Source organism: Rhizobium sp. 01N447_2, assembly GCF_056399245.1.
The window spans coordinates 77648-93408 of the sequence record NZ_JBFTQY010000009.1 but is presented as its reverse complement, the minus strand read 5'-3'; the positions used below and the strand labels follow the sequence as shown (position 1 = coordinate 93408).

The 15761-nt window shown below is 60.5% G+C and carries 12 protein-coding genes and 1 pseudogene; 6 read left to right on the top strand and 7 right to left on the bottom strand.

All coding sequences use genetic code 11. The annotated features are described in order from the left end of the window. Positions 1–9: 9 nt before the first annotated feature. The gene (locus AC1ECN_RS07590) at positions 10–1248 is read left to right on the top strand and encodes an OpgC family protein (RefSeq protein WP_130662480.1); all 1239 of its coding nucleotides are present in this window, start codon (positions 10–12) and stop codon (positions 1246–1248) included. A gap of 49 nt (positions 1249–1297) precedes the next feature. On the opposite strand, the gene AC1ECN_RS07585 is transcribed toward AC1ECN_RS07590, so the two are convergent. The 3 genes and pseudogenes from AC1ECN_RS07585 to AC1ECN_RS07575 form a co-directional block, all read right to left on the bottom strand. Next, positions 1298–1651, bottom strand: a complete 354-nt coding sequence (locus tag AC1ECN_RS07585; protein ID WP_018071962.1) for a VOC family protein — start codon at positions 1649–1651, stop codon at positions 1298–1300. A 245-nt stretch (positions 1652–1896) separates the two neighbouring features. Then, positions 1897–2488: pseudogene (locus tag AC1ECN_RS07580) on the bottom strand (IS5 family transposase); the annotation flags it as partial. Between the two features lie 95 nt (positions 2489–2583). Further along, entirely contained in the window at positions 2584–4347 is a 1764-nt protein-coding gene (locus AC1ECN_RS07575; RefSeq protein ID WP_024320501.1) for a glucan ABC transporter ATP-binding protein/ permease, read from the bottom strand. Between the two features lie 321 nt (positions 4348–4668). Between AC1ECN_RS07575 and AC1ECN_RS07570 the strand changes: the two genes are divergently transcribed. The 3 genes from AC1ECN_RS07570 (at position 4669) to AC1ECN_RS07560 (ending at position 9864) form a co-directional block, all read left to right on the top strand. Continuing rightward, on the top strand, positions 4669–5424 hold the full coding sequence (locus AC1ECN_RS07570) for a helix-turn-helix transcriptional regulator (RefSeq protein WP_130662477.1): 756 nt from the start codon (positions 4669–4671) through the stop codon (positions 5422–5424). Positions 5425–5641: 217 nt separating this feature from the next. Next, positions 5642–9106 carry a pyruvate carboxylase gene (gene pyc, locus AC1ECN_RS07565; RefSeq protein WP_130673283.1) on the top strand — a complete coding sequence of 1155 codons (3465 nt, stop codon included), beginning with the start codon at positions 5642–5644 and terminating at the stop codon, positions 9104–9106. Positions 9107–9291: 185 nt separating this feature from the next. Further along, entirely contained in the window at positions 9292–9864 is a 573-nt protein-coding gene (locus AC1ECN_RS07560; protein ID WP_018071966.1) for an NADPH-dependent FMN reductase, read from the top strand. 154 nt (positions 9865–10018) lie between these two features. Here AC1ECN_RS07560 and AC1ECN_RS07555 read toward each other — a convergent pair whose 3' ends face one another. The 4 genes from AC1ECN_RS07555 to AC1ECN_RS07540 form a co-directional block, all read right to left on the bottom strand. After that, a complete protein-coding gene (locus AC1ECN_RS07555; protein WP_477952635.1) occupies positions 10019–10780 on the bottom strand; it encodes an amino acid ABC transporter ATP-binding protein in 762 nt (253 codons plus the stop codon). Next, positions 10777–11457 (bottom strand): amino acid ABC transporter permease, encoded by a 681-nt coding sequence (locus AC1ECN_RS07550; protein ID WP_130673282.1) that lies wholly within the window; start codon positions 11455–11457, stop codon positions 10777–10779. Before AC1ECN_RS07550 ends, AC1ECN_RS07555 begins: the two co-directional genes overlap by 4 nt. 195 nt (positions 11458–11652) lie before the next feature. Continuing rightward, entirely contained in the window at positions 11653–12426 is a 774-nt protein-coding gene (locus AC1ECN_RS07545) for an amino acid ABC transporter substrate-binding protein (protein ID WP_017995516.1), read from the bottom strand. A 150-nt stretch (positions 12427–12576) separates the two neighbouring features. Next, positions 12577–13527, bottom strand: coding sequence for a DMT family transporter (locus AC1ECN_RS07540; protein ID WP_018071969.1), 951 nt, complete (start codon positions 13525–13527; stop codon positions 12577–12579). A gap of 131 nt (positions 13528–13658) precedes the next feature. Between AC1ECN_RS07540 and AC1ECN_RS07535 the strand changes: the two genes are divergently transcribed. Next, on the top strand, positions 13659–14435 hold the full coding sequence (locus tag AC1ECN_RS07535; RefSeq protein WP_026170897.1) for a DeoR/GlpR family DNA-binding transcription regulator: 777 nt from the start codon (positions 13659–13661) through the stop codon (positions 14433–14435). A 63-nt stretch (positions 14436–14498) separates the two neighbouring features. Then, positions 14499–15689 (top strand): MFS transporter, encoded by a 1191-nt coding sequence (locus AC1ECN_RS07530; RefSeq protein WP_130673281.1) that lies wholly within the window; start codon positions 14499–14501, stop codon positions 15687–15689. Positions 15690–15761 lie beyond the last annotated feature (72 nt).

Here is a 15761-nt window from a genome sequence, read left to right as displayed (position 1 = left end):
GAGAGACCAATGGCAAGCACGCCGACCCACGCTATCGTCACGGGGCGCAGTTCCCTATCCGCAGCTGCGCCAGTGCGTGATACGAGGCTCGACGTCTTGCGCGGCGTGGCCCTGATCATGATCTTCATCAATCATGTTCCCGGACAGATCTTCGAATATGTGACGACGAAGAATTTCGGCTTCTCCGATGCCGCCGAGGCCTTCGTGCTGATCTCGGGCATTGCCGTCGGCCTTGCCTATGGGGGCCGCTTCCAGCCGGGCAACCGGCTCACGGTGGCGATCAAGGCGGCAAAGCGCGCCTTCACGCTCTATCTCGCCCATATGATCACCACCTTCATGACGCTGGCGCTCTTCATCTGCGGTGCCTGGCTGTTCCATCGGCCGGGATTGCTGGTCGAAATCAATATCCTGGCGGTTCTGATGAACCTGAAGGAAGGCATTCCGGCGCTGCTCCTGCTCGGCCACCAGATCGGCTACAACAATATCCTGCCGATGTACGGGGCGCTGATGCTGATGGTGCCGATCATCCTGCTGTTGAATGCGCGCAGCCCTTGGCTGGCGCTCGGCGTCTCGGGCACGGTCTGGCTGCTTGCGGGCATCTACGAAGTGGCACCACACAACATGCTGATCGAGGGTTACTGGTTCCTCAATCCGCTCTCCTGGCAGTTCCTGTTTTCGATCGGCATCGTCTCGATGCTGCATATCAAGCGCGGCGGCACGATCCCGCAGCATCCGTTGCTGCTGACGGCCGCTGCCGGTTACGTCATCTTGTCCTTCATCTGGGTGACCGGCCATCTCTGGATTTTCGGCAACTCGCTGGCAGCACTTGGCCTGCCGCCTGTCATCACCGGTTTCGACAAGACCTTCCTGTCGCTGCCGCGGCTGCTGCATGTGCTGGCGCTGACCTATCTCGTTATCAGCATCCCGGCACTCTCGCGTATCCTGCGCCGTCCTGCGGACCATCCGCTGACGATCCTCGGCCGCCATTCGCTGAACATTTTCGTTGCCGGCACCATCCTTGCCATGATCGGCCAGGTGGTGCTCTACATCACCAACAAGGACCAACTGGTCGGTCCGCTCTTCGTGATCGCTGGAGTCGCGACACAATTCGCCTATGCCTATTATCTCGAGCGCAAGCGCCAGCAGGGAAAGGTCAAGGGGAAACTTGTCGCCGATACCGCCACCATCCCCGTTCCCGTCCGCATTGGCGGGACGGCAAATGCCTATCGCCAGAACGATCGGAAATAGGGCTCGGATTTGCCTGACAGAAAGGAGCCGGCGGCCGATGGTCGCCGGCTCAATTTTTATGAACGAGGATGTTCACGAGCTTGCCGAAGGGATCGCGCACATAAAAGCGCCTGACGCCCCAAGGCTCGTCGGTCGGGCCGTACTCGATCGGGAAGCCTGAGGCCGACATCGCCGCGAAAGCAGCATCGAGGTCGTCGACCTCGATCGAGAGGTCGGGCACCTCAGTTCCGGAACCGCCTTGACTGGCGATACTGAGCTGAACGTTCATCGAACGCGCAGTGCCGAACGTCGTGATCCAGCCGTGATCCATGATGACGTCAAGACCGAGGATATCCCGATAGAAGCGCCGGGCCAGGGTGATGTCCGGTGCCTGGATATTGGCGACGATGCGCAGGACCTTCATGGCTTCGCTCCCCGTTCTCTTTGACTGGTGGAGGTTAGGGAAGATCGGTGAGGTGATCAATCGTCCAAGCCCTGCGGAGAGGTTGCGGCGTTGGATACCCCTTGGCCATGCCGGGCATCTCCCCGACGGCCTTGATACATAGCTGACAGATGTTCGGAGACATGCCTGACACTTCCGTGATGATTTCTCGGGAGGTCGGTATGGTCTGGTCTGGCGGAGAGATGCCCGGCAGGTACGACACTGTCTCTAGATTTTCGGGAAGGGTTCGAGGATATGACCGCCTCGGCCTCCATCCTGACGATCGTTGCGCACAACGCATTGCTGTTCATACGCTTTATCGCCCAGAATGCGTGATCTGTCTGGCCATTGAGAAGAGCGGGAGCTTGCGTGATCTCGCCGACCTGGCCGGCCGTCACGATGAAGCGCAGAGGACGTCCGAGCGCATTGGCCAGCATATGGATCTGGTCGTCAGTCCACCTCTGGAACGCCCCAACGCCTGATCCTTGGCCCACCTTTTCCGCTCGCTGCCTGTTGATGGGCGCGCATGATGGTACTGTCGATCATTAAGTACTGATTGTCCCGGTCAGCAGTGAGTGCATCAAAGACCCGCTCCCATACGCCGGCATGGCACCAGCGACTGAACCGGCGGTGGACCGTCTTCCACTTGCCGTAGCGCTCCGGCAGGTCCTGCCAGTGTGCGCCCGAGCGCAGTATCCACAAACACCCGTTCACAAACAACCGGTTATCTACCCCTGTCCGACCCGGATCGTTGGCTTTACCTGGCAACAAAGGCGCAATTCTCGACCATTGCGCCTCGTTCAACTCGTATCGCTTCACTCCCATCAAAGGCCTCCGTGATTGGTCCTCAGTCCCAGAGTAAAAAAAAGGCCGGAAGGAGTTACCTTCCGGCCTTATCTTGAAACCCGAACCGATCAGGCGGCTTCGGTGGCGTGGGCCTTCCGGACCTCTTCGTCCGTCAGGATGCCGCTGGCGCGCAGCAGGGCGGCGAAGCGGCCGTTGCTGTGGCTGAGTTCGTCGAAGCTGCCCTGTTCGACCACACGGCCGTCATCTAGGAAGAGCACCATATCGGCTTCGCGGACCGTCGACAGGCGGTGGGCGATGATGAAGGTGGTGCGGTTCTGACGCAGATTGTCGATCGCGGCCTTGACGCGGGCTTCGGTCTCGACGTCGAGCGCCGAGGTCGCCTCGTCGAGCACCAGGATCGGCGCGTCCTTGAGGATGGCGCGGGCGATCGCGATGCGCTGGCGCTCGCCGCCGGAGAGCTTGTTGCCGCGTTCACCGACATGCGTATCGTAGCGATCCTCACGGGTCTCGATGAAGTCGGCGGCAGCGGCGGCTTCGGCCGCACGGCGCATTTCCTCTTCACTGGCGCCTTCGCGACCAAGGCGGATATTGTCGCTGATCGAACGGTTCAGCAGGCCCGCATCCTGGAAGACGGTGGCGATGTGGCGACGCAGCGACTTGCGGGTCACCTTGGTGATATCGGTGCCGTCGACGAGGATCTTGCCGCCCTGGGCATCGTAGACACGCTGCAGCAGGTTGACGAGCGTCGTCTTGCCGGCGCCGGTCGGGCCGACGATCGCGACCGTCTGGCCTGCCTTCACCGAGAAGGAGACATTGTGCAGGCCCTGTGAGCTGTTGCCGAAGCCGAAGGAGACGTCGCGGAATTCGATCGCACCCTTGACGTCCTTGATCTCGCCGTTGCCGGCTGGCTCTTCACGTTCACGCACCGAGTCTTCAAGCGTATAGAAGTCCTCGAGCTTGGAACGGGCCTCGAAAATCTGCGTCGCGAACTGGCGCATCAAGTCGAGACGGCCGATCAACAGGTTGGCAAAGCCGATGAAGGCGATGACGTCGCCAACGCGCAACTGGCCGGCCTGGACGAGCATGGTGCCGATGATCAGGACCACCATCATCGCGATGGTCGACGCCATGCGGTTCAGTGCGCTGGCGATCGCCCACCAGTCGAGCACCGGATATTGGGCTTCGAGCAGACGGTCGGCGAAGGATTTCAGCGCTCGGGTTTCGGCCTCGATGCGATTGTAGCTGTGCAGGACCGAAACGTTGCTGATCGAGTCGCTGACATGCGAGAAGACGGTGTGATAATGGTTCTCGACCGAAGCCTGGCCGTCCTTGGTGCGGCTCATGACGACGCGGCCGATCAGCCAATAGGCGATGGCGAGCACCATAAGCACGGCGGAAAGGCGCAGGTCCATCGACATTGCGGTCGGCACCAGAAGCGTAAGCGCGATGACCGTCGACAGGTGGTTGCGCATGAATTCCAGCCAGAGGCCGAACAGCGTTTCGCAGGCGCGCAGCAATGTATGCAGCGCGTTGGAGGTGCCGCGCTGATGGTGCCAGCCAAGCGGCATGGAAATGATGCGGCCGAAGGCTTCCGTCAACAGCGTCGCCCGCCGGCCATGGGCCAGCCGGTCGGCCTCGCGGGCCACTAGGACGAAGGCAATAGTGTTGAAGACGGCGAAAGTCGCCCACATGAAGAGGATGGGCTTGACCTCACCCTTGCCCGAAATCGCATCGATAATGCGACCGAACAGGATCGGCTCCGCGATGGTAATCGTCGCAAGAACAATGTTTGCGACAACGACCAGGGATACGCGCAGCTTGTAGGCGCCAAGATAGCGCAGAGCCCTTGCATAGACCTTGAATAGCGTCACGTCGAACCTCTTGTGCATCTGCGAAAACGGGATGATGCGATGCTACAAAAGCCTACCTGAACGGGCGATTAACGGAGCATTCAGGGTTCAGTCGATGTGATGATTAACACGATCGCACTATTGCAGGATGCGACGAGATGGCCATGGCGCTGAAATTGCAGTCCGGACATATCTCGCAACAATTTGCGCTTGCATTTTATTAAATGTTTAGCACAGCATTAAATTACAGACTGCATTTATTGAGGAAGACCGTTTCGCGACCAGTTTGACAAGCCGCCGACGGCCTCAGGCGGGCATCAGGTCCGGGCAAGGGGCATTTTTGTGAATATTAATTCGTTAATTCAATTACTTGTAATTCTGGAAGAATGTTCAAATCCTGCAGGCGTCATTACCGAGTTGGAGCAGCTCCTCCATGCTTGCGGCTTCGAATATTACGGCCTGCTACGCCATCTGCAGCAGAATCCGGTACAGCAGAATCCAGAGCCCTGGGCTGCGGCGCTTGCCGGCCGCTGGCCGGAACAATGGCCGCAGATATATGCCGCGAAAAAATATGCTCTGATCGATCCGATGCTGCGCTATCTCGCCCACGCGCAGCGGCCTTTCCGCTGGCGGGAGGCGATGGCGGCCTTCCACAAGGATGCGCATCAGCGCCGCATGGAGCAGATGATGGTCGATGCCTTCGGGCATGGAATGGAGGATGGCTACATCTTTCCGATCCACGGACGCAACGGCATTCTCGCCAGCCTCAGTCTCGCCGGCAAGCCGATCGAGCTGTCGCCGGTGGAGATCGCACTGTTGGAGGCGGTGGCGCGCAAAGCCTTCTGGCGGCTGCTCGATCTGAAAGGCGAGGCGCCGGCGCTGGAAACCGTGTTGCCGGCCGATACGCCGCTGACGCGGCGCGAGATGGAAATCCTGCATTATCTCGCCGAAGGCATGACGTCGATGGAGATCAGCAAGATGCTGAAGATCTCAAACCACACGGTCGACTGGTATATGAACGGCCTGCAGGACAAGCTGAAGGCGAAAAACAGGCAGCAGGCGGTGGCGCTTGCCTTCCGTCATGGACTGATAAGTTAGAGCAATTCCACTTCTCATCGAAGCGGAATTGCTCCGGTTTTTTATTTTGACGCAACTCCGGACGGAAAACCGCTTCGCACTTTTTCTGGAGTTGCTCCAGAATGTCGAAAAATTGCATTTCGCAGTCGCAAGATAAATTGAACTTTCTGTGACAAGAAGTTAAGAATTTCCTTCGCGGGTGCAGCATGCCCGCGTCTGAACGTCTGAGGAGACCGTTTTGCCCATTTCCAAGATTCTCGTTGCCAATCGCTCTGAAATTGCCATTCGCGTGTTCCGTGCGGCCAACGAACTTGGAATAAAAACGGTGGCGATCTGGGCGGAAGAAGACAAGCTGGCGCTGCACCGCTTCAAGGCGGACGAGAGCTACCAGGTCGGCCGCGGCCCGCATCTTTCCAAGGACATGGGTCCGATCGAAAGCTATCTGTCGATCGCGGAGGTGATCAGGGTCGCGAAGCTCTCCGGCGCCGATGCCATTCATCCCGGCTACGGCCTGCTGTCGGAAAGCCCCGAATTCGTCGATGCCTGCAACGAGGCCGGCATCATCTTCATCGGCCCGAAGGGCGATACGATGCGCCAGCTCGGCAACAAGGTCGCCGCGCGCAATCTGGCGATTTCGGTCGGCGTGCCTGTGGTGCCGGCCACCGGGCCTCTGCCGGAAGACATGGCCGAAGTGGCGAAGATGGCGGAAGGGATCGGTTATCCCGTCATGCTGAAGGCCTCCTGGGGCGGCGGCGGGCGCGGCATGCGCGCGATCCGCGATCCAAAGGATCTCGCCCGCGAGGTGACGGAAGCCAAACGCGAGGCGATGGCGGCCTTCGGCAAGGACGAGGTCTATCTGGAAAAGCTCGTCGAGCGCGCCCGCCATGTCGAAAGCCAGGTTCTCGGCGATACGCATGGCAATGTCGTGCATCTCTTCGAGCGTGACTGCTCGATCCAGCGCCGCAACCAGAAGGTCGTCGAGCGCGCTCCGGCGCCCTATCTCTCGGAGGCGCAGCGCCAGGAACTCGCCGCCTATTCGCTGAAGATCGCGGCCGCGACCAATTATATCGGCGCGGGTACCGTCGAATATCTGATGGATGCCGATACCGGAAAATTCTATTTCATCGAGGTCAATCCGCGCATCCAGGTCGAGCATACGGTGACCGAAGTCGTTACCGGCATCGATATCGTCAAGGCGCAGATCCACATCCTCGATGGCTTTGCGATCGGCACGCCGGAATCGGGCGTGCCGCGCCAGGAAGATATCCGTCTCAACGGCCATGCGCTGCAATGCCGCATCACCACGGAAGATCCGGAGCATAACTTCATTCCGGATTACGGCCGTATCACCGCCTATCGCTCAGCGTCTGGTTTCGGCATCCGCCTCGATGGCGGCACTTCCTATTCGGGCGCCATCATCACCCGCTTTTATGATCCGCTTCTCGTGAAGGTTACGGCATGGGCACCCAACCCATCCGAAGCTATCGCCCGCATGGATCGGGCGCTGCGCGAATTCCGTATTCGCGGCGTGGCAACCAACCTGACCTTCCTCGAAGCGATCATCGGCCATCCAAAGTTCATGGACAACAGCTACACGACACGCTTCATCGACACGACGCCGGAACTCTTCCAGCAGGTGAAGCGCCAGGATCGCGCCACGAAGCTCCTGACCTATCTCGCCGACGTCACCGTCAATGGTCACCCCGAAGCCAAGGACAGGCCGAGGCCGCTTGATAACGCGGCCGAGCCGGTGGTTCCCTATGCCAACGGCAATACGGTCAAGGATGGTACGAAGCAGCTCCTCGACACGCTCGGCCCGAAGAAATTCGGCGAATGGATGCGCAACGAGAAGCGCGTGCTTTTGACCGACACGACAATGCGCGACGGCCATCAGTCGCTGCTCGCCACCCGCATGCGCACCTATGACATCGCCCGCATCGCAGGCACCTATGCGCATGCGCTGCCAGGCCTTTTGTCGCTCGAATGCTGGGGCGGAGCGACCTTCGACGTCTCCATGCGTTTTCTGACCGAGGACCCGTGGGAGCGCCTGGCACTGATCCGAGAGGGCGCGCCGAACCTTCTGCTGCAGATGCTGCTGCGCGGCGCCAACGGCGTCGGCTACACCAATTATCCCGACAATGTCGTCAAATATTTCGTCCGCCAGGCGGCCAGGGGCGGCATCGATCTCTTCCGGGTGTTCGATTGTCTGAACTGGGTCGAGAACATGCGCGTCTCGATGGATGCCATTGCCGAGGAGAACAAGCTCTGCGAGGCGGCGATCTGCTATACCGGCGACATCCTGAACTCGGCCCGTCCGAAATACGATCTGAAATACTATACCGACCTTGCGGTCGAGCTCGAGAAGGCCGGCGCGCATATCATCGCGCTCAAGGATATGGCAGGCCTCCTCAAGCCTGCGGCTGCGAAGGTTCTGTTCAAGGCGCTGCGCGAGGCGACCAGCCTGCCGATCCATTTCCACACGCATGATACCTCAGGGATTGCGGCCGCGACCGTTCTTGCCGCTGTCGATGCCGGCGTCGATGCCGTCGATGCCGCCATGGATGCGCTTTCCGGCAATACTTCGCAGCCCTGTCTCGGCTCGATCGTCGAGGCGTTGCGCGGTACGGAGCGCGATCCGGGCCTCGATCCGGAATGGATCCGCCGCGTTTCCTTCTATTGGGAAGCGGCGCGCAACCAGTATGCCGCCTTCGAAAGCGATCTGAAGGGTCCGGCATCCGAAGTCTATCTGCATGAAATGCCGGGTGGCCAGTTCACCAACCTCAAGGAACAGGCCCGCTCGCTCGGCCTCGAGACCCGCTGGCACCAGGTGGCGCAGGCCTATGCCGACGCCAACCAGATGTTCGGCGATATCGTCAAGGTGACRCCGTCTTCCAAGGTCGTCGGCGACATGGCGCTGATGATGGTGTCCCAGGACTTGACGGTTGCCGATGTCGTCAGCCCCGACAAGGAAGTCTCCTTCCCGGAATCGGTGGTCTCGATGCTGAAGGGCGATCTCGGCCAGCCGCCGTCAGGATGGCCTGAGGCGCTGCAGAAGAAGGCGCTGAAGGGCGACAAGCCCTATACCGTGCGTCCCGGCTCACTGCTCAAGGAGGCCGATCTCGATGCGGAGCGTAAAGTCATCGAGACAAAGCTCGAGCGCGAGATCAGCGACTTCGAATTCGCTTCCTACCTGATGTATCCGAAGGTCTTCACCGACTTCGCGCTCGCCTCCGATACCTACGGCCCGGTCTCGGTGCTGCCGACGCCCGCCTATTTCTACGGTCTCAAGGACGGCGAGGAACTGTTTGCCGATATCGAGCGCGGCAAGACGCTCGTCATCGTCAACCAGGCGATGAGCGCGACCGACAGCCAGGGCATGGTGACCATCTTCTTCGAGCTCAACGGCCAGCCGCGCCGCATCAAGGTGCCGGACCGGGCCCATGGGGCGACTGGGGCCGCCGTCCGCCGCAAGGCCGAACCGGGCAATGCCGTTCACGTCGGTGCGCCGATGCCGGGTGTCATCAGCCGCGTCTTCGTCTCGCCCGGCCAGGCGGTCAATGCCGGCGACGTGCTCGTCTCCATCGAAGCGATGAAGATGGAAACGGCGCTGCATGCGGAAAAGGATGGCACGATTTCCGAAGTGCTGGTGCGGGCCGGCGACCAGATCGATGCCAAGGACCTGCTCGTCGTCTACGCAGGTTGAACAACAAGTGGCCGTCGTTGAACAGCGCCCTTGAGCGCCTTTGCGAACCGGCTCCATTCACCCGATCGTGTACGATCGGCCTGTCAAAAAGCTGAGAGTTAGCAGCCTCCGCGCCTTGCCCGGCGCGGAGGCTTTCTCATAAACTTGGCCATCCGCCCCCAAGACCAACCCAGGAAACAATATCCATGAGCAAGTTGAAGATTGCCGTCATCGTCGGCAGCACGCGTATCGGCCGTTTTGCCGAGCATCCGGCCAAGTGGATTGCCGCTATCGCCGCCGAGCGCCATGACATCGAGGTCGAGGTTCTCGACCTGCTCGACTACCCCATGCATTTTTTCGGTGAGCAGCGTGCCACGACCGCTGAAAGCGAGACGGCAGAGCGCTGGAAAAAGAAGCTGCGTGAATTCGACGGCTTCATTTTTACCGTCGCCGAGTACAATCACGCTCCGACGGCGGTTCTGAAGAACGCCATCGACCTCGGCGAGTTCCTCCAGAAGCCGGTCGGTTTCGTCGGTTACGGCGGCGTCGGCGGCGCACGTGCGGTCGAGCATCTTCGCCTGATCTTCGTGGAAATGGGGGCGGCTTCGGTGAAAACGGGCGTACATATCGCGCTTGGCGAATATCTTGGCATCCTCAAGGAAGGCAAGAGCCTCAGCGATTACGCGCATCTCAACGAAGCGGCGAAGAACCAGCTCGACCAGCTCACCTGGTGGGGCAATGCGCTGAAGGCGGCGCGCTCGGTCGTCACCGCCTCCTGATTGGAGTTCCAGCAATGCCGGGATGTTCGCATCCCGGCATTAGATCCGGATGATTTTAGGCCAGGTCGGCCTAAAATCATCCGGATCTAAATCAAAGAAATAGAGCATGATGTCGTCCGAAAACCGCTCACACTTTTCGGCATCATGCTCTAGCTCAGATATCGTAAGTATGGGCGGCGTTGATCGTCGAGATGAAGCGTTTGGTGYGCTCGCGCTCCGGCGCACTGAAGATCGCCCTGGCGCTGCCCGTTTCCACCACGCTGCCGGCTTCCAGGAAAACCACGTCATTGGCGATCTTGGAGGCGAGCCGGAGATCGTGGGTTGCCATCACCATCGTCGTGCCTTCGCTGGCAAGTTGGCCCAGCACATCGACCACTTCGGCCGAAAGCTCGGGATCGAGGGCGGATGTCGGCTCGTCACAGAGAAGCACGCGCGGCGACGGCGCCAGTGCGCGGGCGATCGCGACGCGCTGCTGTTGGCCGCCCGACAGCGTCGAAGGCCAGGCATCGGCCTTGTGCGTCATGCCGACCTTGGTCAGCAATTCCATCGCACGCACGCGCGCTTTTTCCTTCGGCCATCTCAACACCGTCACCAGGCCTTCCATGACATTCTCGATCGCGGTCTGATGCGGGAATAGCTGGAAGTTCTGGAAGACCATGCCGGTCTGGCGGCGGATCTTCTGGATCGCCTGCCAGCTCGTTCGTTTGCCCGGCGCAAAGGCCAGCTTCTCCTCTCCGAGGCGGATGGAGCCGGCGGTCGGAATTTCGAGCAGGTTGATGCAGCGCAGCAGCGTGCTCTTGCCGCCGCCGGAAGGCCCGACCAGCGCGGTGACGCTGCCTTCGGGGATGCGGATACTGATATCCTTGAGGATGATGGCGTCGCCGAAGCGTTTTTCGATATTGGAAAGCTCGATCATGCATTTGCCTCCAGCATGCCGCCATAACGCGCGAAGCGGCGTTCCAGCCGCACCTGCAGCTGCGAGAGGACGGAGCTCAGGACGAGATAGATCAGCGCCGCCTCTATATAGAGGATCAACGGCTCATAGGTGGTGGCGACGATGCGTTGCGCCGCCTGGAAAAGCTCCGGCACGGTGATGGCCGCGGCAAGCGAGGTGTCTTTGACCAGAGAGATGAAGGTGTTCGACAAAGGCGGCACGGCGACGCGAGCGGCCTGCGGCAGGATGGTGCGGCCCATCGCCTGGCGCCAGCTCATGCCGATCGAATAGGCGGCCTCCCATTGGCCCTTCGGCACCGAGGAAATGACGGCGCGGATGATCTCGGAGCTGTAGGCGCCGATATTCAGCGTGAAGCCGATGAGGGCGGCCGGGAAGGCATCGAGCAGGATGCCGAGGCTCGGCAGGCCGTAGAAGATGACAAAGAGCTGAACGAGCAACGGCGTGCCGCGGATGACCCAGACATAGAAGCGCGCGATGGCGGAAAGTGGCGTCGGCCCGAAGAGCCGGGCGATCGCGGTGGCGAGCCCGAGGGCCAGGCCGAAGACGAAGGATATCAGGGTCAGCGGAATGGTGAAGATCAGCCCCGCCCACAGGAGCGAGGGCAGCGATTCCGCCATCAGTTGGAGCCAGTGCGCCAAGGGAGTTCCCTCTCGTCGGTTGCTACGTTGAAATGGAATACCCCTCCCCAACCCCTCCTCACAAGGGGGAGGGTTTATCGGAGGCCCGGACGCACCAAATAGCGACCCCGCTGTTGGCTGAGAGKCTGTTTTGAGATGAGAGCAGCATCATCGAAACCCCTCCCTTTGTGGGGAGGGGATGGGGAGGAATTTAAATTACTTGGAAACGTCCTGGCCGAAATACTTGTCGGCGATCTTCTTGTAGGTGCCGTCGGCCTTGATGTCGGCAAGCGCCTTGTTGATTTCGGCGAGAAGCTCCGGCTCGTTCTTGCGGATGATGACGCCGGAGTAGTCGGCATTTTCCTGCTCGGCGACGATCTTCACCGGCGCGTCCGGCTTGTGCTTCTTGAAATCGAGGAAGGAGAGGCTGTCGTTGATCGTGGCGTCGGCGCGTTTGGTCAGCACGAGCTGGATCGACTGATCAAAACCGTCGGTGCCGACGAGCTCGGCACCGGCTTCGGTTGCGAGCTTGCCGAAGTTGCTGGTCAGCGACTGTGCGGCCTTCTTGCCCTTCAGATCGGCGAAGGACTTGATGCTGTCGTCGCCGTCGCGGGCGATCAGCACGGCCTTGGAGGCGATATAGGGTTCGGAGAAATCATATTTCTGCTTGCGGGTTTCGGTGATGCCGACCTGGTTGATGACGGTGTCGTAGCGCTTTGCGTCGAGGCCGGCGATCAGGCCGTCCCACTTGCCTTCGACGAACTCGGCCTTGACACCGAGCTTGGCGGCTATCGCTTCGCCGATCTCGACATCGAAGCCGACGAGCTTGCCGCTTTCATCGTGATAGGTGAAGGGCGCATAGGTGCCTTCGGTGCCGATCTTGAAGACGCCGGCCGATTTGATGGCGGCGAGGTTTTCACCGGCATGGGCAGGCAGGAGGGCCGCAGCCTGAATGAGGGCGGCGGCGGCGACGGTTTTCAACCAGTTCATTGTTTCATCCATCCTTGGGAGGTGCTTCGGATGAGGATAGTTGGCAGAAAATTATGGCGCCGGAAGCGTAGAAAACTGCGAATAAAAGCAGCAACTGCAAATATTTTTCTCAAACGGCCGCTCGAACCATGAATCCGGCAGAAACAGGCATCAAGCGGTGATGCGGCGGCGCAGCCTCTCGCTGACGATGATGATCACTCCGGCGCCGAGGATCATCGCTGCGCCGACGACCACATTGTGTGTCGGGATGTCGGCCCAGATCAGATAACCCAGGAGGAAGGCCCAGACGAGAGAGCTATATTCGAATGGCGCAAGCACGGAGACGGGCGCCTGGCGCATGCCTTCGAAAAGAGCGAACTGCGCGCAGCCGGCAACGACGCCGGTGGCAATGAGGAGCGCGAGCTGCGTCATATCGGGGGTCTGCCATGTCCAGATCACGGCAATGCCGGTCATGGCAAGAAAAAAGACGTTGGAAACGGTGAGCTGGATAATGGTCTTCTCGTGCAGCGAGGTCTTGCGCAGCAGCACCATGGCGGAGGCCCAGAGCACGGCTGCCTGCAGCGCTAGATAGACCGGCCAGGAGATGGTGAGGCCGATCGGATTGCAGGCAATGAGAACGCCTCCGAAGCCGACGCCGACGGCCAGCCAGCGCGCCGGCGTGACTTTCTCCTTCAGGATGACCCAAGCCAGCARGGTGCCGACGACAGGTGCGGCGTAATAAAGCGTGGTCACTTCGGCAAGCTGCAGGCGGCTTGCGGCGGAATAATAGGAAAGCCAGGCGCAGAGCAGAAGGATACTGCGGGCGACCATCGGCTTGATGATCGGCGATGTCATCGTCTGGCGGACGAGCTTGCCGCGACCATAGGCGAGACAACCGACGAGGATGGTGAGACTGCGGAAAAACAGGATCTGCCAGACGGGAATGCTTGAAACCAGGATCTTGATGATCGCGTCATGGAAGGTGAACGCCATATAGGCGACGGTCGTGAGCAGGATGCCCAGGCTGACGGAGTTTTTCACGGGGAGAAAGCACCAGGTGGCGGATATGCCGGCGGGAATCGGGATTGAGCAATCGATATTCCCGCCTTCAAGACCGGTCAATAGGGCATATTCGCTCTGGTAGTGCAGCTTTGTTTCCGAACGTCAGAAAACGTGTAACCGTGCATATTGCCTGCATGATCATAAGCGTTTATGCACGTTTTCGGTTTATGAGATCTCGATCCGGTAGGAACATGCAGGATTTTTTGTTGCGAGAGCGCCAAGGCGTGATTTCCGAGAGGCTGCGGCTGAATGGCCGCGTGCTGGCGACGGAGCTTGCGCTCGAATTCGGTGTCTCCGAGGATACGGTGCGGCGGGATCTGCGCGAGATGGCGGCGGCAGGGCTCTGTGAGCGGGTCTATGGCGGCGCATTGCCGGTCTCGCCGGCGCATGGAAGCCTGACGCAGCGTATCGGCTTTGCCGCTGACCGGAAACAGGCGCTGGGGCGCGCTGCGGCAAAGCAGATTGCCGCCGGCTCGACCGTGTTCTTCGATGCCGGTAGCACCAATCTGGCGATTGCCAATGCGTTGCCGGCCGAACTACCACTGACGGCTGCGACGAATGCGCCGGCGATTGCCGCGGCGCTGATCGACAAGCCTGCCGTCGCCGTCATCCTGATCGGCGGAATGGTGGACCGGCAGACGGGCGGTTCGCTCGGCGCCAAGGCCTTGCGGGATATGGAGCAGATCTCGCCCGATCTCTGCATTCTCGGCGCCTGCGGCGTCGATCTCGAGGCCGGCATCACGGTGTTCGGCTTCGAGGATGCGGAGTTCAAGCGGTTTGCGACATCCAGGAGCAAAAGGGTGTTGGTGGCTGCAACCTCGGAGAAATTCGGCACTGCGGCCCCCCATAGCATCCTGCCGGTCGCGCATTGCGAATGCCTGGTCGTCGAGCACGATGCCGATCCGGCCATTCTCGCCGGTTACCGCGAGCGCGGATGCAGGACTGTTCTCGCCGAGAAAACGAACTGAGGCGACGTCATAGAGTTTAGGGAGACCGGGCCAAGCAAGCCCGGCAATGAGGAAAGACCGGAAATGGATAGTCATGTGAGTACGCCGGGAGCCCGGAGCGGCTTCATTACCAGAAGCAGGGCGGCGGTTTCCCTGCTCTTTCTCATGAACGGTTTTGTCGTCGGCTGCTGGGCGCCGAAGATCCCGGATTTTGCCGAGCGTCTGGCGCTGACCAAGTTCGAGCTTGGGCTGATGATCCTCGTCTTCGGCGTCGGCTCGCTGGTCATGATGCCGATCGCCGGTGCGCAGATCGCCAAACACGGCTCGCGTGTCGTCGTTCAGGTACTGGCTGTCTGCTTGCTGCCGTTGCTGCTGGCATTGACGCTCGCGCCAAATGTGCCGACCGGGGCAATCTCGCTCTTCCTGTTCGGCGGCTTCATCGGCGCAATGGATGTGGCGATGAATGCCAATGCGGTGTCGGTCGAGAAATCCATGCGCCGCGCCATCATGTCGTCCTGTCACGCTTTCTGGAGCCTTGGCGGACTGATCGGCTCCGGTCTCGGCGGCATCGTGATTTCCAAGCTCGGCGTGCTCGGCCATGCGCAACTGGCGACGGTGCTGGCGGCAATCTTCCTTGCCGTCGCGTGGCCGATGATCCTTGCGGATCCGCCGCATCCTGACACCAAGAAGGAAAAGACGAAGCTGCCGATGGTGCCGCTGCCGTGGCTGCTCGGGTTGATGGCGCTGTTCAGCATGGTGCCTGAAGGTGCGGTTCTCGACTGGGGCGCACTCTATCTCCGGCAGGAAATGGATGCATCCGTGGCACTATCCGGTCTTGGCTTCGCAGCCTTTTCGGCGACCATGGCAATCATGCGCTTTGGCGGCGACCTGGTGCGCGACCGTCTGGGCGGCGTCAAGACGCTGCGCATCTGCACGCTGTTTGCCATCGTCGGCATGCTGCTTGCAGGCCTGGCACCCAATGCCGAGATTGCCATCCTGGGCTTTGCCTTTTGCGGTATCGGCATTTCCAACATGGTGCCGATCGCCTTCTCGGCGGCGGGCAACATACCCGGCCTCAAGCCCGGCATCGCCATCTCGGTGGTCACGACCATGGGCTATTCCGGCATGCTGGTTGCGCCATCGTTGATCGGCTTTGTCGCCGAGCATATCGGCTTTGCCGTCGTTTTCATGGCGCTGCCGGTGCTGCTCATCGTCGTTCTCCTGCTCTCCAAGCTGGCCCATTATGCCGACGGCACGACCGGAGGCGGTCACTGAGCCGCCTCCCCAACAAAAGTGATATCAGGGGCGGTTGACAAGAAAGCGGTCATGATCCACCTGAAAGGCACT